The organism is Marinobacter alexandrii, from assembly GCA_039984955.1.
In the GTDB taxonomy this organism is placed as follows: Bacteria; Bacteroidota; Bacteroidia; order Cytophagales; family Cyclobacteriaceae; genus Ekhidna.
Genome location: JBDWTN010000007.1, coordinates 2,655,318 through 2,675,719 on the forward strand (window position 1 = coordinate 2,655,318; position 20,402 = coordinate 2,675,719).

At 37.6% G+C, this 20,402-nt stretch carries 17 protein-coding genes; 9 read left to right on the top strand and 8 right to left on the bottom strand.

The features are described 5' to 3' along the window. Nucleotides 1-16 precede the first annotated feature (16 nt). The 3 genes from ABJQ32_18185 to ABJQ32_18195 are packed head-to-tail and all read right to left on the bottom strand — an operon-like array spanning nt 17 to nt 1,370. Nucleotides 17-487 (bottom strand): SgcJ/EcaC family oxidoreductase, encoded by a 471-nt coding sequence (locus ABJQ32_18185; protein ID MEP5291591.1) that lies wholly within the window; start codon nt 485-487, stop codon nt 17-19. Further along, a complete protein-coding gene (locus tag ABJQ32_18190; protein MEP5291592.1) occupies nt 484-810 on the bottom strand; it encodes a nucleotide pyrophosphohydrolase in 327 nt (108 codons plus the stop codon). Before ABJQ32_18190 ends, ABJQ32_18185 begins: the two co-directional genes overlap by 4 nt. Beyond that, nucleotides 807-1,370 carry a hypothetical protein gene (locus ABJQ32_18195; protein MEP5291593.1) on the bottom strand — a complete coding sequence of 188 codons (564 nt, stop codon included), beginning with the start codon at nt 1,368-1,370 and terminating at the stop codon, nt 807-809. Before ABJQ32_18195 ends, ABJQ32_18190 begins: the two co-directional genes overlap by 4 nt. 223 nt (nt 1,371-1,593) lie before the next feature. Between ABJQ32_18195 and ABJQ32_18200 the strand changes: the two genes are divergently transcribed. Next, complete coding sequence (locus tag ABJQ32_18200; protein ID MEP5291594.1) at nt 1,594-2,112, top strand: DUF2911 domain-containing protein; 519 nt, start codon at nt 1,594-1,596, stop codon at nt 2,110-2,112. 50 nt (nt 2,113-2,162) lie between these two features. On the opposite strand, the gene ABJQ32_18205 is transcribed toward ABJQ32_18200, so the two are convergent. Genes ABJQ32_18205 through ABJQ32_18215 form a run of 3 tightly spaced genes read right to left on the bottom strand, consistent with a single transcriptional unit; the run spans nt 2,163 to nt 7,301 of the window. Continuing rightward, the gene (locus ABJQ32_18205; GenBank protein MEP5291595.1) at nt 2,163-3,038 is read right to left on the bottom strand and encodes a YicC/YloC family endoribonuclease; all 876 of its coding nucleotides are present in this window, start codon (nt 3,036-3,038) and stop codon (nt 2,163-2,165) included. A gap of 23 nt (nt 3,039-3,061) precedes the next feature. Further along, nucleotides 3,062-6,277, bottom strand: coding sequence for a hypothetical protein (locus ABJQ32_18210; protein MEP5291596.1), 3,216 nt, complete (start codon nt 6,275-6,277; stop codon nt 3,062-3,064). Continuing rightward, the gene (locus ABJQ32_18215; GenBank protein MEP5291597.1) at nt 6,258-7,301 is read right to left on the bottom strand and encodes an FAD-dependent oxidoreductase; all 1,044 of its coding nucleotides are present in this window, start codon (nt 7,299-7,301) and stop codon (nt 6,258-6,260) included. Before ABJQ32_18215 ends, ABJQ32_18210 begins: the two co-directional genes overlap by 20 nt. 37 nt (nt 7,302-7,338) lie before the next feature. Here ABJQ32_18215 and ABJQ32_18220 point away from each other — a divergent pair, with 37 nt between their 5' ends. The 7 genes from ABJQ32_18220 to ABJQ32_18250 all read left to right on the top strand — a co-directional run bounded on the left by ABJQ32_18220 (nt 7,339) and on the right by ABJQ32_18250 (nt 17,931). After that, nucleotides 7,339-7,977: an MBL fold metallo-hydrolase gene (locus tag ABJQ32_18220; protein ID MEP5291598.1), complete on the top strand. Its 639-nt coding sequence runs from the start codon at nt 7,339-7,341 to the stop codon at nt 7,975-7,977. After that, nucleotides 7,974-8,639, top strand: coding sequence for a CDP-diacylglycerol--serine O-phosphatidyltransferase (gene pssA / locus ABJQ32_18225; GenBank protein ID MEP5291599.1), 666 nt, complete (start codon nt 7,974-7,976; stop codon nt 8,637-8,639). The genes ABJQ32_18220 and pssA overlap by 4 nt, the downstream gene beginning before the upstream one ends. A 25-nt stretch (nt 8,640-8,664) precedes the next feature. After that, complete coding sequence (gene porU / locus ABJQ32_18230) at nt 8,665-12,000, top strand: type IX secretion system sortase PorU (GenBank protein ID MEP5291600.1); 3,336 nt, start codon at nt 8,665-8,667, stop codon at nt 11,998-12,000. A 98-nt stretch (nt 12,001-12,098) separates the two neighbouring features. Continuing rightward, a complete protein-coding gene (gene porV, locus ABJQ32_18235) occupies nt 12,099-13,292 on the top strand; it encodes a type IX secretion system outer membrane channel protein PorV (protein MEP5291601.1) in 1,194 nt (397 codons plus the stop codon). Nucleotides 13,293-13,381: 89 nt separating this feature from the next. Beyond that, complete coding sequence (locus ABJQ32_18240; GenBank protein ID MEP5291602.1) at nt 13,382-14,578, top strand: pyridoxal phosphate-dependent aminotransferase; 1,197 nt, start codon at nt 13,382-13,384, stop codon at nt 14,576-14,578. Next, nucleotides 14,579-15,577 carry a bifunctional ADP-heptose synthase gene (locus tag ABJQ32_18245; protein MEP5291603.1) on the top strand — a complete coding sequence of 333 codons (999 nt, stop codon included), beginning with the start codon at nt 14,579-14,581 and terminating at the stop codon, nt 15,575-15,577. It abuts the gene before it with no gap. Nucleotides 15,578-15,594: 17 nt separating this feature from the next. Continuing rightward, nucleotides 15,595-17,931, top strand: coding sequence for a response regulator (locus tag ABJQ32_18250; protein ID MEP5291604.1), 2,337 nt, complete (start codon nt 15,595-15,597; stop codon nt 17,929-17,931). Here the strand turns inward: ABJQ32_18250 and hemE are convergent. Next, nucleotides 17,928-18,968 carry a uroporphyrinogen decarboxylase gene (gene hemE / locus ABJQ32_18255; GenBank protein MEP5291605.1) on the bottom strand — a complete coding sequence of 347 codons (1,041 nt, stop codon included), beginning with the start codon at nt 18,966-18,968 and terminating at the stop codon, nt 17,928-17,930. The two genes, ABJQ32_18250 and hemE, sit on opposite strands and share 4 nt — an antisense overlap. Nucleotides 18,969-19,029: 61 nt before the next feature. On the opposite strand from hemE, the gene sdaAA reads away from it, so the two are divergent. Beyond that, nucleotides 19,030-19,938, top strand: coding sequence for an L-serine ammonia-lyase, iron-sulfur-dependent, subunit alpha (gene sdaAA, locus ABJQ32_18260; GenBank protein MEP5291606.1), 909 nt, complete (start codon nt 19,030-19,032; stop codon nt 19,936-19,938). Here sdaAA and ABJQ32_18265 read toward each other — a convergent pair. After that, on the bottom strand, nt 19,935-20,384 hold the full coding sequence (locus tag ABJQ32_18265) for a hypothetical protein (GenBank protein MEP5291607.1): 450 nt from the start codon (nt 20,382-20,384) through the stop codon (nt 19,935-19,937). The two genes, sdaAA and ABJQ32_18265, sit on opposite strands and share 4 nt — an antisense overlap. Nucleotides 20,385-20,402 lie beyond the last annotated feature (18 nt).

Genomic DNA, 20,402 nt, shown 5'->3' on the forward strand with positions numbered 1-20,402 from the left:
TTTGTTCAGGTCTTGATTACTTTCTATAATCTACTGAACTCATTTCACCTTTCTCATTGACAATATTTGTTTCCTTGCCGGGAATAACATCTGTATTATGAGCAGACACGCAAACCCATCCTTTTGCTTCTTTTCTCATAACAAAACTGAAAATATTCATCCGATCGGCTGGTGATACAACTCCACCATAGCTAGTCTGTCCAGTAAGCTTCATCCGAGCATGAACGATAGATACATCAATTGAGATTTCTTTTGTGGTGACTTTCCTCAACTCAAGATTTGATTTATTGAAAATTACTTTAAGCCCATAATCATGAGCTTTCCAGATATCGTTCCTTTTGTGCCACCATAAGCCTACAACATTGATAAATTCGGCATCTTCTATGAACAGGTTTGCAAGAGAGCACGCATCTCTATCGTTCCAAGCATCGACCCATTTTTGAGGTAAATCATTTGGATCGCGGAGATACGTTTGACTGAAGTTCATTTCAATTTTTCATTTTCAAGATGTCTGGTACCATCTCGAATATTTTTCTTTTCCAGATTCTTTTTCAATGCTTCTGTAAGGTCTATGCCCGTTTGATTTGCAAGGCAGATTAAGACCCATAGCACATCGGCCATTTCATCTCCCAGATCTCGATTTTTATCAGAGTCTTTAAAGGATTGTTCTCCATAAGTTCGAGCTATAATTCTTGCTAATTCTCCAACCTCTTCAGTGAGCATAGCCATGTTGGTCAATTCATTGAAGTAGCGGACCCCTTTGGTTTTGATCCAATCATCTATAATCTTTTGAGCTTCTTCAATTGTCATCTATTACTATTAGCTTCTAAATTTTCATTGATGTGTTTCAACTCAAAACCTTCTTTTTCAAGCTTGGATAGAAAAAAACTCATCCTATTTCGTTCTTCTGACATCAAGCTGTCCATATCGGGTTCAAATTCTTTGAATGTTTCATGCGGGAATCGCTTGCCAGGCTTGTAATGATCTTCCCAAAATAAGCTTTCTACTATTGTATCACCATGATAATAATACTTAAATTCTTCTGCGAGCCTATTATCCATGAAATTGATCATATGACCAGAGAATATGGGTTTTTCATTTTCAAAGTAGAAGTAATCATCTCGTTCAAAATGTGGTGTTTTTATGACACCAACAAGTTTCATTAAACGTCCTTCATTAAAGTACCCACGTACTTTATAAACAGAATCGGACAGCACAAAGTCATCTTCCACAATACTGATCCTATGGTTGTGATCAATGCTTTTCACTTTATAGTCAATTGCTTCGACTAGATGTCTATTTTCCTTCTTTACTTCTGAGCCACAGGAATAAAAAAGAAGTACTGTGATGATGAGGCCTAATTTTCTCATGGTATAGGTTGGTTTTTATGAAAAGTTAAGCAATTCCAAACTTCACTTTATGTTCCATTCCATGGATTAGCGGATTTATTCGATGTAAGCAGCTAAATAAGTTGTAAAAAAGCACTGAAAAAAGTGGTTAGAATGAAAACAAAAAGACAGCTCTTTCGTCCATATACAATCATTGAATTAACCATCATTGATATCAGACTAAGAATATTATAAAAAAAACAAGATGAAAAACTTAAAAATTGCTTCATTCCTGATACTGAGTCTATTATTTACATTCTCTGCTCTAGCACAAAAAGATAAGAGTAAGAGGAAAAGTCCTCCAGCTCAGGTTTCACAAGAAGTAGATGGGCTAAATATCACAATTGACTATAGTCGCCCTTCCAAAAGAGGACGTGAGATTTTCGGTGGATTAGAAGACTATGGTAAAGTTTGGAGAACTGGAGCGAATGAGACAACTTGGATAGAGCTATCCAAAGATGTGAAAGTAGAAGGTAAGGCCTTAGCAGCCGGTAAGTATGGTTTATTCACTATTCCGGGTGAAGATGAATGGATTATTATCTTCAACAAAAAATGGGATGGATGGGGTGCTTATGAGTATAAGGAAGATGAAGATGTATTACGAGTGTCGGTTACACCTTCAACCACAGAAGAAGTTGTTGAGTTGTTTTCAGTAGATGTCGAAAACAGTGGAGATGTGATCTTAGCTTGGGATCAAACCAAAGTAAAATTTTCAATTAGATAAAATTGACAATGGAAAGTTAAAGCCCGCTTTGGCGGGCTTTTTTGCTTTATTTATAGGATGTTAAGGTTTTGCTCTTTGATCTTTTCTAGTTCATCCTTCATCATTACCACAGTTCGTTGAATTTCGGCATGATTAGCTTTTGATCCAATGGTGTTGATTTCTCGTCCTATTTCCTGAGAAATGAATCCGAGTTTCTTTCCAGCATTTTCTTCTTTTTGTATTACTTCGTCAAAGTAGTCTAGATGCTGTTTTAAACGCACTTTTTCTTCAGAGATATCCAATCTTTCTGTGTAAAAAATCAATTCTTGCTCAAATCGATTTTCATCTACCTGCACTCGATCTCTAATTTCATCTAGATTTTTTTGAATTCGTGTGCGGATGTTTTCAGACCTGCTATCGTCATTATCCTCTACAGTTTTCAAACCATCACGAATATTTTTAATGTATTCTGAAAGCTTCTTGGCTAGCGCTTCCCCTTCATTTTTCCTAAACGCGATACACTGCAGAATTGCCTCTGAAAGACTTTCCTTAATATCTTTCCAAGGCAAAGATTCCGAATCAAGCTCTTGTTGTTTTATTACGTCTGGGGCTTGCAATGCAAGTTTCACCAATTCAGGGCTGTCACTACCCACCTCTCTAGTAAGCTCACTGAATTTTTTGTAATATGCTTTGAATCTTGCCTCATCTACTTGAACATCGAGGGAACTATCATCTGCTACTTCAATCTCTATTGTAAGCATGACCTTACCTCTTTTTAGGCGATCAGTTACGACAGTTCTAATTTCAGCTTCTTTAGATGAAAGCTCTTTGGGGTAACGAGGAGAAAAGTCTAAAAATTTACTATTTAGAGTTTTGATCTCTGTCTTAATCAACAAATTTTGACATGTCCGCTCATCACGTCCATATCCAGTCATGGATTCTTGCATATTCTGCAAATGTAAGAATTGGTCTAGAAGTCTAGCCCGAGAGTGAAATAAAATCTGTAGTTACCTACCTCTCCATCGATATACGGCCTGGCCGCATCAAATTTGATGTAATATCCAAATAGGACAGTTCTAAGTCCAAAACCGAATCCACCCAGCCATGGATTTTGAAATTTGACAATTTCTGCTGTGAATTCACCTTCCTCAAACTTCCTGGTTATCGGACGCCCATCTTTAAATGGAGGTGGCCCTGTCCAGACTGAACCTACATCCAAGAAACTAATCAATTGGAAGTTCCTCAAGAAATTGGAACGGATAGGTCCGTTGGTTAAGTATTGAAAAACAGGTACCCTTAGTTCACTGTTGAAGACCAATACATCAGATCCAAAGGCTTCATTATAATCTAGTCCTCTTAGGTTAGTGACAAACTCATTGAATAGAATATCACTGTTGTCCTGATCGTTGGTGATAGCAAGCGGATCTTCATCACCTTGTATTTCTGACGATGCAAATAGCCAATTGTCCATTCCACCCAACATATAGTCTTTTCTGGCAGGACCCATTTGTTTGCCATAAAGCACCCTATTGGCTAGTGTAATTTCTTTGTGAATTTTTTGGTAGTGCCTAAAATCAAATCTGATATTGCTGAAATTAAGATTCGGATTAGTGGAGTGAATGTGGGTAGTATACTCGAGCAAAGCACGCGTACCGTGATAGAGATTAAAAGATTTTTCAATGGTATTGTCAAAAACAAAAGAAATACTACCTCCTACATATCTTTCTCTACTATTTTCTGCAAATTCATTGGCTCTTCCTATAACACTTAGGAAGTTCAAATTTGTAAACGATGTTTCAGTGAAAAAAGGAGAAGCTTCCACTCTGAAAGTATGAGTGACTGGCAAAGCAGCAGTAAGCTTAAACCGATTGAGCTTATACTTGTGTCTAAAAACATTGTCTTGATTTTCGAGGATATATGTTTTTCTATCAACTCGGAATTTGAAATCCATCCAATATTTCAGATACTGAAATTCTGCAAAAATATCTCCTTGGCGAAAATCTGTTTTAATCAATGCCCCGCCTTTAATTTTATAATTCTCAAGAACATCATTGATCTCAGTTTCCATGAACATCATGAAATTTCTATACGGATCCCATAAAAATGATGTGATTACATTATTAAAACTAAATCTAGGACTATAAGGAATAGGTCCTAGTCGCTCATTGTCCTGTTCAAAGCTTCTGTATTTACTGAAGAAAGATTCAGGCTGAAAAGCCGTTTCGGATTCATCTTCAAATTGATAATTGTCAGTATCTATCCAGTTGGGGTTATCTGATTCTGTACTGTCAGCTTCTAGATCTTCTTCTTCAAAAACGAAATCTTCCGTATCTATTTCGTCTTTTTCTTCAATGACAGGTTTTTCTTCTTCTAATTGAGCATTTCTCAATACTCTGGAAACCACCAGCATTGCATTTTCCCTCCTCTTACGTGGAGTCTCTGAAGTAAACTTGTTAGAACTCAGATCAGTGAGTGAATCAAGATAGACTTTATCCTCTCCATCATTTAGCATTATGTACGTAAGCCGATCAGGATCAAAATGAAGGTCATAGCTAATAATGCTTTTATCAAAATTTGTAATTTGAGTGGTTAAGGAATCGAAGAGATTGTATCTATAAAGGTTTGAGATACCTTGTTGGTCACTTAGATAATAGATTTCATTCAAGTTCTTCGCATAAGGTTTTCTATCCTCTCCATATGAGTTTGTCAGGCGAAAAAACTGAGTTGATGTTGTATCAAGATCATAAACAAATAAATTAAAATTTTCATCTAAGGTTTCCAAAGGGACATCAGAAACACTCACAGAGTCACTTACGCGATTAGAGCTAAATACGATAGCAGCTGTTCCAGGAACAAATATTGGATCAAGATCATCGTATACATCGCGTGTTATTCTTCGAAGCGCATTTCTATTCATGGCAATTAAAAACACATCATTTTGACCATCAATATCTCCAGAAATCACAGCAAGTCTTCCGTTATCATTAAATGAAAAACTTTCGATTTGACGAAATCGATTTAAAGGCTTTTGACCCTTCTGTCCATTCTCAAGATTAAAAGTATTTAAATAGAGGAATCCTCTTTTAAAGAGAATTACGCCCAATGTGTATTCATCTTGCCAGTCTAGTAGCGGCAAATGATCATCTACATCCTGGCCATTAATTCGATACCCTCCACTTGTTATTTTATTGGTTCTACCTGATTCTAAATCAGTTACGAAAACCTGATACTTGCCATTTTTTAGTAGAGCGTAGGCCACCTTATCAGCGTCTTTATTGAAACTAATACTACTTTCAATGAGATCCTTCGAATTTTGAATGTCCCTGAGCAACCTCTCTTCACCAGATGGAACATAGTTTTCTTCTACTTCAAGTCTCTGCAGAAGGTAATAATTTTTCCAGTCATCTAGAAAGGTTTTAAATGAAACGCCAAGTGTATTTGCGATACTATTCTCTTCTTTTCTAATTATTCGTGTGAGGTTAAGAATATTTGAAATATTGCTTTCTCCATATTTTACTGCGATATAATTCCAGATACTCTGCCCGACAACTGAGGCAGATTCACCCTCTATTCTCTTTAGTTTTTTAATTTTCTTTTGACTCATATAGTCACGGAGATAATCATCCATCTCTCTAGACCAACCATAAGCGATATATCTTGCCGCACCATCAATGAACCATGATGGTAGTGTTAATAGGAAGCTATTTTGAAATGCTTCAGCAAGACTGCCACCAAACATCATGTCTTGAATCAATGTAGCAGAGAGCTGGTACATTAAATCTTCCTTGAATCTATGCGCCTGACCAGGGTAAGCAACTTCGAGCTGCAATTTGACGAAATCAGTTCTACCTCCAATAGTATAGACAGCACCATCTATACCTACATTGCTTTGTTGGAGGTCATGAATTGAGTTATAGATAAAAATTTTGGTTTTGCTGTAGGGTGCGTATCCAAGCTTGTCGGTCAGCTCGACAAACTCATCTTCTAGAAAATCAATAGCTTCAAGAGCATACTCCTGACCGCCTGGGTAATAATAGATATCAAAATTACTGGTGCTGTAATAGTACCAATCAAAGTTTTTGTATTGGATTCTATTTTGCCCAAAAGGAGTAGTGTAATGCTGCGCAAAGGCAACATTCACAAGAAAAAAGAATGGAATAGTATATTTAATTAACTCTTTGAACATGTACTTCTTGATCTATCTCATCCCTGTGTGTCAAAACATCGACGAAGTGTTTTGCAAAATATGGTGCTAAAGAAACACCTTTCGTGCCAAAACCATTAAAAATACCCAATGTTTTATACTTTTTATGCAAACCAATATACGGTTTTCGATCGTGTGTAGCTGGTCTGACACCTGCTTGTTTGTCAATGATCCTAAAATCTCCTTTAAAAATTTTCTTTAACCGTTCTTCAAGAGATTTTATCCCCGATTCCTGAGGTTCAAAAGTAAGATTCTTATGATCGTAAGTAGCTCCTATAGTTATTCGATCTTTCTTGGGGATCATAAAAACCCCTTGATTGATAATAAAATCACTTTTAAAATCACATTCGATATCAATAATTTCTCCCCTCACAGGCCTAAAAGGCAAATCCCAAAATTGATTTTCAGGTAATGATCCTTCACAAAAAATAATTTTTTTAGCTTCGAACGAATCGTACAGTGCTGTATTCGAATTTAACTTCATCTTATCATAATCAAACACCTCACTAAGGTATGCTCCCTTATTGAGAAGGAAAGTCTTCATCGCACTTAGCATTACGGGGATATTTACATAACCGGATTTGTTCAAAATTATTCCACCAAGAGGGTCAATAATATCATCATACCCAATACTTTGTTCCTTAAACTCCTTTAAGTATTCTAAATAGCCTTCATCGGATGCTTTTCCATTCCAATCATTTTGATCTTCTACTGCTTTAAAAGGACGATAGATCGGGATAGGGTGAAGAAATTTTGCTCTGATTTTTTTTTCTAGATGAGAATAATCAAACTCTAGATTAGAAAATAGTGCATCAGCCTTCCAGGTTTTTACCATGTTCCGCCCTGTGATTGGGTTATAAATACCAGCTGCTTTTTTAGAAGATGTTTCTTCAATGTTTCTATCAAAAACCATGACTGATAAATCTCTTTTTAGAAATTCAAATGCCAACCATGAACCGGCGAGCCCTTGTCCAACGATGATATAATCTATCTTAATTTTTCCCACTTTACTTTTGTCCCCTCAAAGGCATAAAGCTAATCAGATGAAGATAAAATCTTTTGTGTTCAATCCGTTCTATGAGAATACTTACATACTGTCCTCCGAAAGAGGGAATTGCCTAATCTTTGATCCGGGATGCTACGAAGATTATGAGGTAGAGGAGTTGAAAGAATACATTCATATGAATGATTTAAAAGTTCAATCTATAATTAATACACATTGCCATATAGATCATGTGTTGGGAAATGATTTGCTAAAAGTTGCTTACAAAGTGCCCTTGAAAATCCCTAAGAATGAAAAAGAAGTTTTTGATTCTGTTCCAGCATACGCTCCACAATGGGGCATGGCAGGATATAGACACGCTGAGATAGATGAATACCTCAATGAAGGAGAAGTTTTATCATTGGACGAAGTTCAAATGAGAATGATAGAAGTCCCTGGGCATTCGCCAGGTCATTTGGTCTTCTACATAGAAGATCAAAAAGTAATGATTGGGGGAGATGTTCTTTTTAGAGAAAGTATTGGACGAACAGATTTACCAGGGGGCAATCATGATGATTTGCTTAAAAATATTCAAGAAAAGGTGTACACACTTCCTGAGGATGTCGAAGTTTTACCTGGACATGGACCTTCTACTACTATAGGTCACGAAAAACAATTTAACCCCTTTGTAAAAGGATGATGAAGCATCTTCCCAACTTCCTTACATGCATGAATTTGGCAATTGGATGTGTAGGAATTTATTTCACACTTTCAAGCCAAAAACCGGAAGCATTTTACTTTGTCGTTTTGGCAGGATTATTCGATTTTCTGGATGGTTTTGCTGCACGATTACTCAAAGTACAATCTGAAATTGGAAAGCAATTGGATTCATTGTCTGATTTGGTTTCATTTGGATTGTTGCCATCTTTTTTCATGCTTCAATGGATGAAAGACTTAACGCCTTTTTATTGGATAGCCATTGTGATAGCCATCTTCTCGGCATTACGCTTAGCTATGTTTAATGTGGACGATTCCCAAACAAATAATTTTAAAGGTCTTCCGACACCAGCGAATGCAATAATGATTACTTCCTTAGTTTTTGTTCCATTTGAATTGTATGAATATACATTGATGAGTCTCTGTATTTTTTCAGCGATTTTATTAGTCTCTCCGATTAGGCTTATTGCGCTAAAGTTCTCTTCGAAAAAATGGAAAGGAAATGAGCCTAGATGGATTCTGATTGGAGGAATTGTACTACTTCTGGTTGTCTTTCAGTGGGCATTTATTCCCTTCTTAATTCCTTTTTATATAGTGGTCTCAGTTATTTCATTTGTGATAAATAACAAAGCAGAGAATTTTTAATTTAGATAGTACGTTATTTATCTCAATGAAGCAGACTTTTTACTTTCTATTCCTTTTAAGCTTACAGCTTACGATAGCTCAGACGTCCGTCTTATCAGAGGGCAATTGGTATAAAATTGGTATTACTGAAACTGGAATCTATAAACTTGATATAAACACACTCGAAATTCTTGGGATACCATCATCTGTTGACCCAAGACAGATTAGGATTTTTGGAAACGGAGTTAACGGGATTTTGCCCCAGTCAAATGAGGGGGAAAGGCCTGTTGACCTTATAGAGAATGCAATTTTTGTTTTAGGGGGTGCAGATGGTTCATTTGATCAAAACGATTACATTCTTTTTTACGGAAAGGGTCCCGATAAAAAAGTTTGGAGAGAAACAGGGTTTGAATACGAGAAAAATTTCTATTCTGATACCTCTTTTTATTTTATCCGAATTGACGGAGAGGATGGAAAAAGAATCGAATCCAAAGTAAGTTTAGGCGGAGCTGCTACAGCTACCGTTAATTCGTTTAATGACTTCATTACTTATGAAGAGGATAAGGTCAATTTGATCTCCTCGGGAAGAGGCTGGTATGGGGATATAATTTTAAGTGGAGAAACTATGTCATTTAATCACATGATCGATGGACTAAATTCTGAAATCACTTTTAAACTAAACGCCATTAGTCAGTCTTCCGAGAATGCAACTTTTGATTTTTCAGTAGAGAATTCACCAATAGGCTCTGTGCCGATCGCTGCTGTACCGGATGGACCTGGGACAACATACAGCATCAAGGCCCGGCAAGAAATTGGCCTATTTACTTTGCCCAATAACCCTGACTTGAATCTTGAAATTGATTTTAGTGGAAATGCTTCAGGAGAAAGGGGATTTATCGACTATTACACCCTGACTTTTGAGAGAAGTCTTGCATTGTATAATGATGAGACTGATTTTAGATGGGTATCCAATCCTGGAGAGATGTTAAGGTATGAGATTTCTAATGCGAATTCAGCTACCATATGGAATGTGACAGATCCTACAAATGTGGAATCTCAACAATTCTCAGTTGCAGAGAATACAGCGATATTTCAGAGCCAGTCATCAACTATCGAAGAATTTGTTGTCTTTAGTGGGAATAATTTTCCAACGCCTTTTGTCTTTGGAGCAGTGGCAAATCAAAATATTAAAGGCTCATCGAATCTTGATGGAATCATAGTCACGCATCCTCTTTTTGAATCAGAGGCACAAAGACTAGCACAATTTCATTCGGATCACGAAGGACTCAGTATTGGAGTTGTTACGACTAATGAAGTTTACAATGAGTTTTCTTCTGGAAGGCAAGATGTATCTGCTATTAGAGACTATGCGAGATACATTTATCAAACAGGTGGTCGGTTGAAATATTTACTCCTTTTTGGTGATTGTTCTTATGATTACAAAGATCGAATTATAAACAACACCAACTTTGTTCCTACCTACGAGTCTCGCGAGAGCTTTCATCCAATTTTCAGTCACTCATCGGATGATTATTTTGGCTTTTTAGAAGATGATGAAGGAGAGTGGCTAGAAACCATTGCAGGGGATCATACCATGGAGATAGGTGTTGGAAGACTTCCAGCAAAGTCTATAGAGGAGGCCGAAGGAATGGTAGATAAAATAATCTATTACAGCACAAGTCCTAACACGCTAGGTAAGTGGAGGGGAGAGATTACGTATGTCGCGGACGATGGAGATGGGAATATTCATGCCCGACATGTAGAAGACCTATCTGAGCTTTTAGATACGACATATGCCCAATACAACATTAATAAGGTATTGCTGGATGCTTTTTTTCAGGAGCCATCAGGATCATCGGAAAAATCACCTCAAGCAAATTCGGCCTTAAAGACACGAATCAAAAATGGCACATTTGTAGTAAACTTTATTGGCCATGGGAATGAGCGACTGTGGATGGAAGAAGAAATTCTGACCAGATCTGATATTGAGCGATTGACAAACAGAAATAAACTTCCAATTTTTGTTACTGCTACGTGTGAGTTTGGTAGGTATGATGATCCCATTTTGGCATCTGGTGCTGAAGAATTACTCCTATTGGAACAAGGTGGGGCGATAGCACTTCTTACGACTAGTCGCCCAGTATTTGCAAGTACAAATTTTAGCCTGAATCAGGCCTTTCATGAAAATATTTTCCGAGAGGACGCAGGAAACAATCTAAGGCTTGGTGATGTAATTCGTTTTACGAAGAATGAAGGATTAGAAGGCCCAGTAAATAGAAATTTCACTTTACTTGGGGATCCAATGATGATGCCTGCGTATCCTAAGCTAAACGTTTCAATCAATGAGATAGGAAGCAGCGAGTTGGATACATTAAATGCACTTGAAGAAATAACCTTTACAGGACAAATCCAATCTGGAGGGTTCATAGAAGCTAATTTTAATGGAACCTTGATTGTCGGTATTTATGACGTAGAACAGGCATTCAAAACGATAGGTCAAGAAAGCAATCCTTATACGTATACGCTAAGAAGCAATGCAATCTTCAGAGGTGAGGCCACAGTTGAATCTGGTGAATTTTCCTTTTCTTTCGTCGTGCCTAAGAATATCTCTTATCAATACAAAAAAGGGAAAATGAGTTTGTATGCTTGGGATGAGGAATTAAATATAGATGCCGGAGGATCTTCCAGAGATTTTTTGATCGGAGGAACAAATAATGTTGCAATTGCAGATACGAACTCACCTGAGGTAACCTTGTATATGAATGATTCTTCATTTGTCAATGGGGACGTTGTTGGTGATTCACCGTTACTTATTGCAAAATTGAGAGATGAAAGCGGTATTACTACTACCAGATCAGGAGTCGTTCAGGGTATTACATTGACCATCGGGGAAGAAACCTTCAACTTGAATGATTTTTATACAGCAACTACGGATAATTATAGGGAAGGTGCAGTTGTTTTCCCATTACAGAATCTAAGTTCTGGAAATTATACAGGGACGTTGAAAGTTTGGGACACTCACAATAATGCGACTGAAGCTACAGTTAGCTTTACTGTTTCATCTGATCCACTTTTATTGGTTTACAATCCTATAACTTATCCAAATCCAGTAAATGGGTCTACTGTTTTTTCATTTGAGCACGATAGAGAAGACGAGGATATTCAAGTTTCACTTTACGTTTTTGGCTCCAGAGGTGAAGTTGTCAACAAGCAGGAACTATTATTTGAAAACACACAACGTAAAATAGAAATACCTTGGGAGGCAAGGACAAATTCTGGGCAAGCACTAAATCAGGGCATTTATTACACGAAAATGATAGTAAGAAGTAAATTAGACGGAGCAATGAAAGAAATTAGTCAGAAGCTCGTTATTGTAAATTAACACGCCTTAGTTATTGAAAAGTAACAGTTTTATTCAAAATTTTAATTGGTATTCACCTGATAATGTTAAGTTTGGCCTCCTTTTATAAAATCATTCTAATGAATCATCTTGTGAAGAAGATATTCGTAGCTCTTCTTTTAGTATCAGCAATCAGTTCCTTTGGTCAGGTTCAGCCTGGAGGATTAGGAGGAGCAGACTTGGATCGTAATCCAATAACAACAGCTGTTCCATTCTTAAGTTTCGCACCTGATAGTCGTGCATCTGCTATGGGAGATGTGGGAGTTGCTACCTCTCCAGACGTTAATAGTATCCATTGGAACAACGCTAAGCTTGCTTTTCTTGACAAAGATTTGGGAGTAGGTTTTTCTTACTCTCCGTGGTTAGGAAACATTGTGGACGACATGTCATTGAGTTACTTGTCCTTCTATAAGAAGATTGATAGAGTTCAAACTATAGGAGTGAGCTTTAGATATTTCGACCTAGGTGAAATTGCTTTATTTGATGATAATGCTAATTCACTTGGAATAGAGAATCCAAATGAATTAGCTTTTGATGGGACCTATTCAAGAAAACTCTCCGAAAATATGGGGTTAGGCGTTACGTTACGTTTTATCTGGTCAAACATTGCAGGAAATATTACCCAAGCACCCGATGCTAAAGCAGGGACTAGTGTGGCTGTGGACTTTGGTTGGTACTACACCAAACCTCTGATATTATCAGGGAAAGATTCTGAAATTTCTTTTGGGGCACATATTTCAAATATTGGCCAGAAATTAACCTATAGCACTGAGGGAGCAGAGAACTTTATTCCTGCTAATCTCCGAATAGGAACCGCATTCAAAACAAATTTAGATCCTTACAATTCTTTCACTTTTGCATTCGATGTGAATAAGTTACTTGTTCCTACTCCACCAATCATAGAAACAAATGAAGATGGGGAAGATGTGATTGTAAAAGGAAAAGATCCGAACAGATCTTTACTGTCTGGTACGTTTGGATCTTTTGGTGATGCTCCCAATGGATTCAAAGAAGAAATTCAAGAACTAACATATTCTGCCGGATTAGAATATTGGTACAGAGATATCTTTGCTGCACGAGCTGGATATTTTTCAGAACATCAAAACAAAGGAAACAGAAAATACCTTACACTTGGAGCTGGTTTCAGATATCAGGTATTTGGATTTGATTTCTCCTACTTGATCCCAACGGATGGACAAAATAATCCATTAGCTGATACACTTCGAATTTCTCTATTATTTAATCTAGACAAAGGCATAGACGAGGGAGGCTAAAATTCATATACTCAAGACATTTTGAAAGAAGAGTTAACTGATTTTAGTTGACTCTTCTTTCTATTTTTACGGTATTAAAAAAATAAACCATGAACCAACTCTCCAATCGCATTAATAGTATTCCTGAATCAGCCACTTTGGCTATGGCAGCAAAAGCTAGAGAAATGAAAGAAAAAGGGGTTGAGGTAATCAGCCTCAGCCTTGGAGAACCTGATTTCAAGACACCTAAACATATCCAAGATGGTGCGATAGATGCGATAAAATCTGAAGATTTTTTTGCTTACCCACCCGTAAACGGGTATTTAGATTTAAGAAAAGCTATTTCAGAAAAATTTAAAAGAGACAATAATCTTGAATATAGTGCAGATCAGATAGTTGTATCGAATGGGGCAAAGCAGTCGATTGCCAATGTTTTCATGGCTATCCTAAATCCAGGCGATGAAGTGGTGGTTTTAACACCCTATTGGGTGAGTTACTCTGCCATGATCTTATTGGCAGAAGGACAACCAGTTTTTGTGAGGGGTACCATAGAAAATGATTTTAAGGCTACTGCTGATCAGATAAAAGAGGCAATTACGGAAAAAACCAAAGCAGTGATCTTTTCTTCTCCGTGCAACCCAACCGGATCGGTATTCACTAAATCTGAGTTAACGGCAATTGCTGATGTTTTAAAAGACAGAAAGGATATTACGATAATTTCCGATGAGATTTATGAATTGATAAATTTTGGGGAAAAACATGAAAGTATTGGCACAATAGGAGATTTGCAGGAGCGTACAGTTACAGTAAATGGATTCTCTAAAGGATTTGCAATGACGGGATGGAGAGTCGGATACATTGGTGCTCCGCTTTGGATAGCTAAGGCAGCAAATAAAATGCAAGGGCAATACACGTCAGGCAATTGTTCAATTGCCCAAAGAGCTGCACTCACAGCTTTAAATGGCCCAATGGAACCAACTATAAAGATGGCTCAAGCATATGAAAATCGTAGATCCTTAGTCTACGATTTATTGAATGAAATACCTGGTTTTGAAGTAAATATGCCACAAGGAGCATTCTATTTTTTCCCGAATGTTAAACATTACTTAGGTAAATCAATCAATGATACTAAGATTGATACAGTTAATGATTTATGTATGTATTTGCTTGAAGACGCTCACGTTTCTTTAGTAACTGGAGAAGCCTTTGGTGATCCTGAGTGCTTAAGAATTTCGTATGCTGCCTCCGAAGAAGATTTGACCACTGCACTTTCCAAGGTAAAAGAATCTTTGGCTAAATTATCCTAAATGAAATCACTGGAAGAAGTATTTGACGGATTCAAAAACAAGACTGTTTTAGTTGTCGGAGACGTAATGATAGATTATTACATGCATGGGCAAGTAAGTCGAATCTCTCCGGAGGCACCTGTTCCTGTTTTGAAATTGGGTAGGCAAGAAAAACGTTTGGGTGGAGCTGCCAACGTAGCTATGAATATTCGTGCCTTAGGAGCAACACCAATTTTATGCTCAGTTGTTGGTGATGATTCAGATGGAGCAGCATTTGAGCAATTGTTAGAGTATGAAAATATGCCAAATAAAGGCATCATTAGGAGTCAAAATAGAGTTACTACTACGAAGCTGAGAATTATGTCTGACCTTCAGCACCTTGTCAGGGTGGATACTGAAGATGTACATCCTTTGGTTGATCTGGATCAAAAATCACTTTTGCATCATATAAAAAATCTTTTGGAAGAGTGTGATTTAGTGATTTTTGAGGATTACGATAAAGGGACTATCAATCCTGAGGTAATTCAAGAGACGATAGCACTTGCACAAGAAAAAAATATACCTGTAGCAGTTGATCCCAAAACAAGAAATTTTACTAAGTATCAGGGTGTATCAATATTCAAGGTGAATATTGCAGACTTGAAGGATGGGCTAGACATTGAATTTGATGCATTAGAAGAGTCGCAGTTTGAGAATGCTGTAAAGCAATTGAAGAATAGTGTAAAAGCTGAGAATTATCTAATCACGCTATCCAAAAAAGGAATTTTTTACGATTCAGAAAAATCATCGGGTAAACTTTCGGCACATCCTCGTCAGATTTCAGAAGTTCTTGGTGCTGGAGATACAGTTATTAGTATTGCAGGGCTATGTTTAACGCTAGGTCTTCCATTAGAATTCATAGCAGAGCTTGCAAATCTTGGAGGAGGAATCGTTTGTGAATTGCCCGGAGCAGTTCCAATTAATAAAGAAATATTGCTTAAGCAAGCAAAGGAGAATTCTATACTCAAAAAATATCTTTAATTTGGCTGATATCAGCCATGAATAGATTCACATTAATTATTCTGTTTTTGTTTTCTATCACTCTTAGCGCAAATGCGCAAGAGGTGGTTGATGGGGTTATTGATCTTTCTGGAATTGAGCTGAAAGACAATGCAGTGACCTTGAATGGCGAATGGGAGTTCTTTTGGGAAGAATTGATAAGTCCAGACTCAATTCAATTTTATGAGAAGGATTACTATCAATTCCCAAAACTTTGGAATGGAGGGACGACTAGAAATGGTCAAGAATTGCAAGCGGTGGGTTATGCAACCTACCGTATAAAAATTATTCTACCACCAAAAACGCCCCAACTTGCTATTTCAATGGGCGAAACGTACAATTCTTATTTATTGTACTACGATGGGTTTGAAATCTCAAAGAATGGGAAAGTGGGAAAATCGAAGGAGGAATCAGTGCCAGACTGGATGCCTCAAGTTATTTCTATTGCACGATATCAAAATAGTCTGGAATTTGTTCTTCAGGTTTCTAATTTCAGACACACAAAGGGAGGATGCAGAGAGCCAATCTTAATTGGTGACAGGAAGGTTTTAACCGCTCAGCGCGACTTTAATTTTAGTTATGATTTTTTACTGAGTGGTAGCCTGATCATGGGAGGATTATTTTTCCTTGGACTATTCATGTTTGGTCAGCACGAAAAGTCTGTGCTATTCTTTGCATTATTTTGTTTGACCTTCAGCTATCGAATGATAGGGAGCGGAGAATATGCCATTCATGCTTTGTATCCTGATATGCCATGGGATTTGATTATTCGAGCTGAATATTTAGCTCTCTTTATACCCTGCGGCATCTTTACCATATATAGTTACCTACTTTATCCAGAGGATAGTAAAAAGCTAGTGTTACTTGGATTTTCGCTTGTAGCAGGTGTTTTTTCAGTACTTTCTTTTTTTGCACCCACAGCATTTTTCACCAAGCTAGTAGAGCCCTTCTTCTTCTTAATAATTGTTGGAATTTTCTACTTGATATACGTCTATTGGATTGCGTATAAAAGAAATCGTACCGGAGCTCAATATGCATTTGCCAGCACAGGAATTGTATTCATGGTGGCGGTTTATCTTATCTCTGTATATCTAACTCCGGTTCAGGAAAATACATTTTTAACGTTTATAGGATTTATCCTGTTCTTCTTTTTCCAATCACTAATTCTATCGTATCGTTTCGCACATTCATTAAGGAAGGCGAAAGATGCTGCTGAAACAGCTTCGAAGGCGAAGACAGATTTCTTAAGTACAATCTCTCATGAGATTCGTACCCCACTAAATGCAGTAGTTGGAATTTCACACTTTCTTATCAATGAAAGCCCGAGATCGGATCAAAAAGAAAGCTTAGAGTCTCTTCAGTTCTCAGCAGAACACTTAACAGCGCTGATAAATGATATTTTAGATTACAATAAACTCGAATCAGGAGCAATTGAATTTGAATTCACAAATGTGAATCTCAATAACCTTTCAGCTAAAATAATCAAAGCCCATTCAGCTTTAGCCAAAGAAAAGGGAGTGAGTTTAACACTTGAAATCGATGAGAAAATTCACCCTTTGGTACTAGCGGATCAGACAAGAATATACCAAGTACTCAATAATCTGATCAATAATGCCCTCAAGTTTACTTCGAAAGGATATGTAAAACTGAACTGTATATTGCTTGAATCTGATGATGAAGTTCAGAAAATTAGGACCGAAGTTCTAGACTCTGGAATCGGTATTCCATACAACAAGCAAAAACTAATATTTGAAAGATTTACTCAAGCAGGCTCTTCGACAACTAGGGAATATGGAGGAACTGGACTTGGGTTAGCCATTATCAAGAAGATTTTAAACCTGGTGGGTTCAGAGATTCATGTGAAAAGTGAACCAGGTTCAGGTACAATATTTTGGTTTGACCTTAGCTTCAGGAAGATTCTTAGCGAAGAAGTGGATGAAGCCATTCAAGAAGAACAGGATAGTAATATCATTTCAGGAAAGACCATTTTGCTGGTTGAGGATAATCAAATGAATATCATGGTTGCAGAAAAGTTCTTAAAAAAATGGGAACTTCATGTGGTTGTAGCGTTCAATGGTCAAGAAGGTGTTGAAATGATGCAAAACAAGAAATTTGACCTTGTTTTAATGGACTTACAAATGCCAATCATGGATGGCTACAAAGCCACTAGGAAAATAAGAACCTTTGATCAACAAACCCCTATTATAGCATTAACCGCATCTGCATTGTTAAAAGTGCGGCAGGATGTAATTGCAGCGGGGATGAATGACTATATAACCAAGCCATTTGACCCGAATGAATTAAGACGCAAGATCGCACACTATATCAAGCACTAGCTTGTTGATAGCTCTTTCACGGATTCAATAAAGTATTTCACCTTATTAGGATCAGTGTCTGGATACACTCCATGACCGAGGTTTGCAATGTGAGGATGACCTTGAAAACCCTTAAGCATTTTTTTGGTTTCTATTTTTATAAGCTCATTGCTACCATAAAGTGCACATGGATCCAGATTCCCTTGAAGAGTTTTATCCTTCAGGACGTTCTTAGCTGTAGCAACGTCCATATTCCAATCCAGACCTATTGTTCTGCAGTCTAAGTTTACCATTTCAGGTAGTGCCCACCATGCCCCTTTTGCAAAGACTGTAATAGGTACTTCAGTAATTGCTTGACATATTTTGGAAATGTATTTAAGAGAGAATTGTGAATAATGTTCAGGAGGAAGTACTCCAGCCCAAGAATCAAAAATCTGAATGATATCAGCACCAGCTTTGATTTGATTTTTGAGATAGCCGATTGTAGAATCGGTGATCATGTTTAGCAGCTTATCTGCCATTTCAGGATTTGAGTAGAGTAATTTCCTTGCTTTCGAAAAAGTCTTACTCCCACCTCCTTCGATCATGTAAGAAAAAATAGTCCAAGGAGCACCTGCAAATCCAATAAGAGGTACTCTTTCATTGAGTTCCTTCTTCGTGATTTTAATAGCCTCATAAACGTAACTTAGATCACTGGGATCCGCTACTTTCAAGCTATCAATGTCAGATATTTTTTCCACGGTTTTTGGGAAGTGCGGCCCTTTTTTCTCTACCATTTCATAGGTCAATCCCATTGCCTCAGGAATTACAAGAATGTCAGAAAAAATAATTGCAGCATCGACTCCTAGAATGTCCACCGGTTGAATTGTGACTTCAGCAGCGAGCTCTGGGGTTTCTACCAATTCTTTGAATCCAGATAAGCGATTTCTTATTGCTCTGTATTCAGGCAATATTCTTCCAGCTTGTCTCATTAACCAAACAGGAGTGCGTTCTGTCTTTTCCCCTCTGGCTGCTCTTAGGATAAGGTCGTTTTTCAGCATGGCCGCAAAAATAGACACGATTGGCAAACTCCAACATCAAAGCTTCAGTTATTGCTTCAAACAATGAGTATCTTTGAGTATGGCAATATTATTCGACAGTTTTGAAGCTTGGAAAAAAGAATGTGAAGAAAAAGATCTGCCACTTTTTAGACCTGTGCTTGATTTTGAGATAAATCAAAAAGGACACGCTGAAGAGGAAATATGGAACGGAGTTGGGGAGGCATATAAGGTAATGAAAGAGGCCGTTCAATCTGGTCTTAGTGAAGAGATGAGTTCTTATTCAGGCATGATTAATAATGGAGCTAAGAAGGTGATGAATTTCCCCAAAGCAGTTTTGTCTCCTGAATTCCAAAAATTAATCGCCAGATCGCTTGCTGCCAAAGAAGTGAATTCTTGCATGGGGAGAGTTGTAGCTGCACCAACAGCAGGAGCCAGTGGTATTTTACCAGGCACTTTAGTTACGCTTCAGGAAATTCACGGAATAGACGATAGAAAAATATTTGAAGCGTTGCTGATAGGCGCAGGAGTGGCGTTGATTTTAGAGAAACGAGCTTCAATTGCGGGCGCAGTAGGAGGGTGTCAAGCAGAGACCGGAGCAGCAGCAGCTATGGCCGCAGCAGGGATTGCTTATTGTCTAGGAGGATCCAATGATCAAACATTTAATGCAGTGGCGATTACCATCCAATGTATGCTTGGTTTAGTCTGCGATCCAGTCGCAGGTTTAGTGGAAATACCTTGTGTTGTGAGAAATGCTAGTGCTGCAGCGATTGCGAATTCGTCAGCACAAATAGCGCTTGCGGATGTAAGCTCTGTTATTCCAGTAGATGAATGCGTGGATGCGATGGGTGAGGTAGGCCAAAGCATGGAGTCCAGATATAAAGAGACCGCAGAAGGAGGCCTGGCTGCTACGCCGACAGGTAGAGCAATATCTAAGAGGGTCCTAATTCAAGATATTGAGGTGATGGAGGATCCTACAGATGAGGATTAGTTAGGGATAAAATCCTCTACCAACCAGAAGGCATACTTAATCACAAGTGTAATTATGGTACTCCATAAAAAGGCACTAATCCACATCCATTTTAGGATTAATTTCTTTTTTGACCCGAGAAGATTTACAAGAAGACCTCCTCCAGGGGGAGTCAATACTAATGGGGTCAAAAGACACATTCCTTTCAAGCCAAACCTTCTCCATATTTTGACAAAACGTCTACTTTTTTTTGAAAATACACGTTTGTTTTTTCTAAATCTTCCAAAGAACGTTCTAATCTCATCACCAAAAAAAGTGAAAAGGTAGATTGTAGTCATCATTCCTAGCGCTGTAAGTATAATGATAGCCGGAATGGGTAGGTCATTAGCTACTCCGAAGGTGGGTCCAAAAACGAATTTTAACCCACTCAAAAAGTATACAGTAAAGTATTTCAGTGCTGTAGCCATAATAGTTCGCTAACTTAG

Excerpts from the sequence above, each read along its gene's own strand:
- ABJQ32_18250 (MEP5291604.1), top strand. The coding sequence starts at position 15,595 with ATGAATAGATTCACATTAATTATTCTGTTTTTGTTTTCTATCACTCTT.
- ABJQ32_18265 (MEP5291607.1), bottom strand. The coding sequence starts at position 20,384 with ATGGCTACAGCACTGAAATACTTTACTGTATACTTTTTGAGTGGGTTA.
- ABJQ32_18190 (MEP5291592.1), bottom strand. The coding sequence starts at position 810 with ATGACAATTGAAGAAGCTCAAAAGATTATAGATGATTGGATCAAAACC.
- porU (MEP5291600.1), top strand. The coding sequence starts at position 8,665 with ATGAAGCAGACTTTTTACTTTCTATTCCTTTTAAGCTTACAGCTTACG.
- ABJQ32_18245 (MEP5291603.1), top strand. The coding sequence starts at position 14,579 with ATGAAATCACTGGAAGAAGTATTTGACGGATTCAAAAACAAGACTGTT.
- ABJQ32_18220 (MEP5291598.1), top strand. The coding sequence starts at position 7,339 with ATGAAGATAAAATCTTTTGTGTTCAATCCGTTCTATGAGAATACTTAC.
- ABJQ32_18185 (MEP5291591.1), bottom strand. The coding sequence starts at position 487 with ATGAACTTCAGTCAAACGTATCTCCGCGATCCAAATGATTTACCTCAA.
- ABJQ32_18200 (MEP5291594.1), top strand. The coding sequence starts at position 1,594 with ATGAAAAACTTAAAAATTGCTTCATTCCTGATACTGAGTCTATTATTT.
- ABJQ32_18205 (MEP5291595.1), bottom strand. The coding sequence starts at position 3,038 with ATGCAAGAATCCATGACTGGATATGGACGTGATGAGCGGACATGTCAA.
- porV (MEP5291601.1), top strand. The coding sequence starts at position 12,099 with ATGAATCATCTTGTGAAGAAGATATTCGTAGCTCTTCTTTTAGTATCA.
- sdaAA (MEP5291606.1), top strand. The coding sequence starts at position 19,030 with ATGGCAATATTATTCGACAGTTTTGAAGCTTGGAAAAAAGAATGTGAA.
- ABJQ32_18240 (MEP5291602.1), top strand. The coding sequence starts at position 13,382 with ATGAACCAACTCTCCAATCGCATTAATAGTATTCCTGAATCAGCCACT.
- ABJQ32_18195 (MEP5291593.1), bottom strand. The coding sequence starts at position 1,370 with ATGAGAAAATTAGGCCTCATCATCACAGTACTTCTTTTTTATTCCTGT.
- pssA (MEP5291599.1), top strand. The coding sequence starts at position 7,974 with ATGATGAAGCATCTTCCCAACTTCCTTACATGCATGAATTTGGCAATT.
- ABJQ32_18210 (MEP5291596.1), bottom strand. The coding sequence starts at position 6,277 with ATGTTCAAAGAGTTAATTAAATATACTATTCCATTCTTTTTTCTTGTG.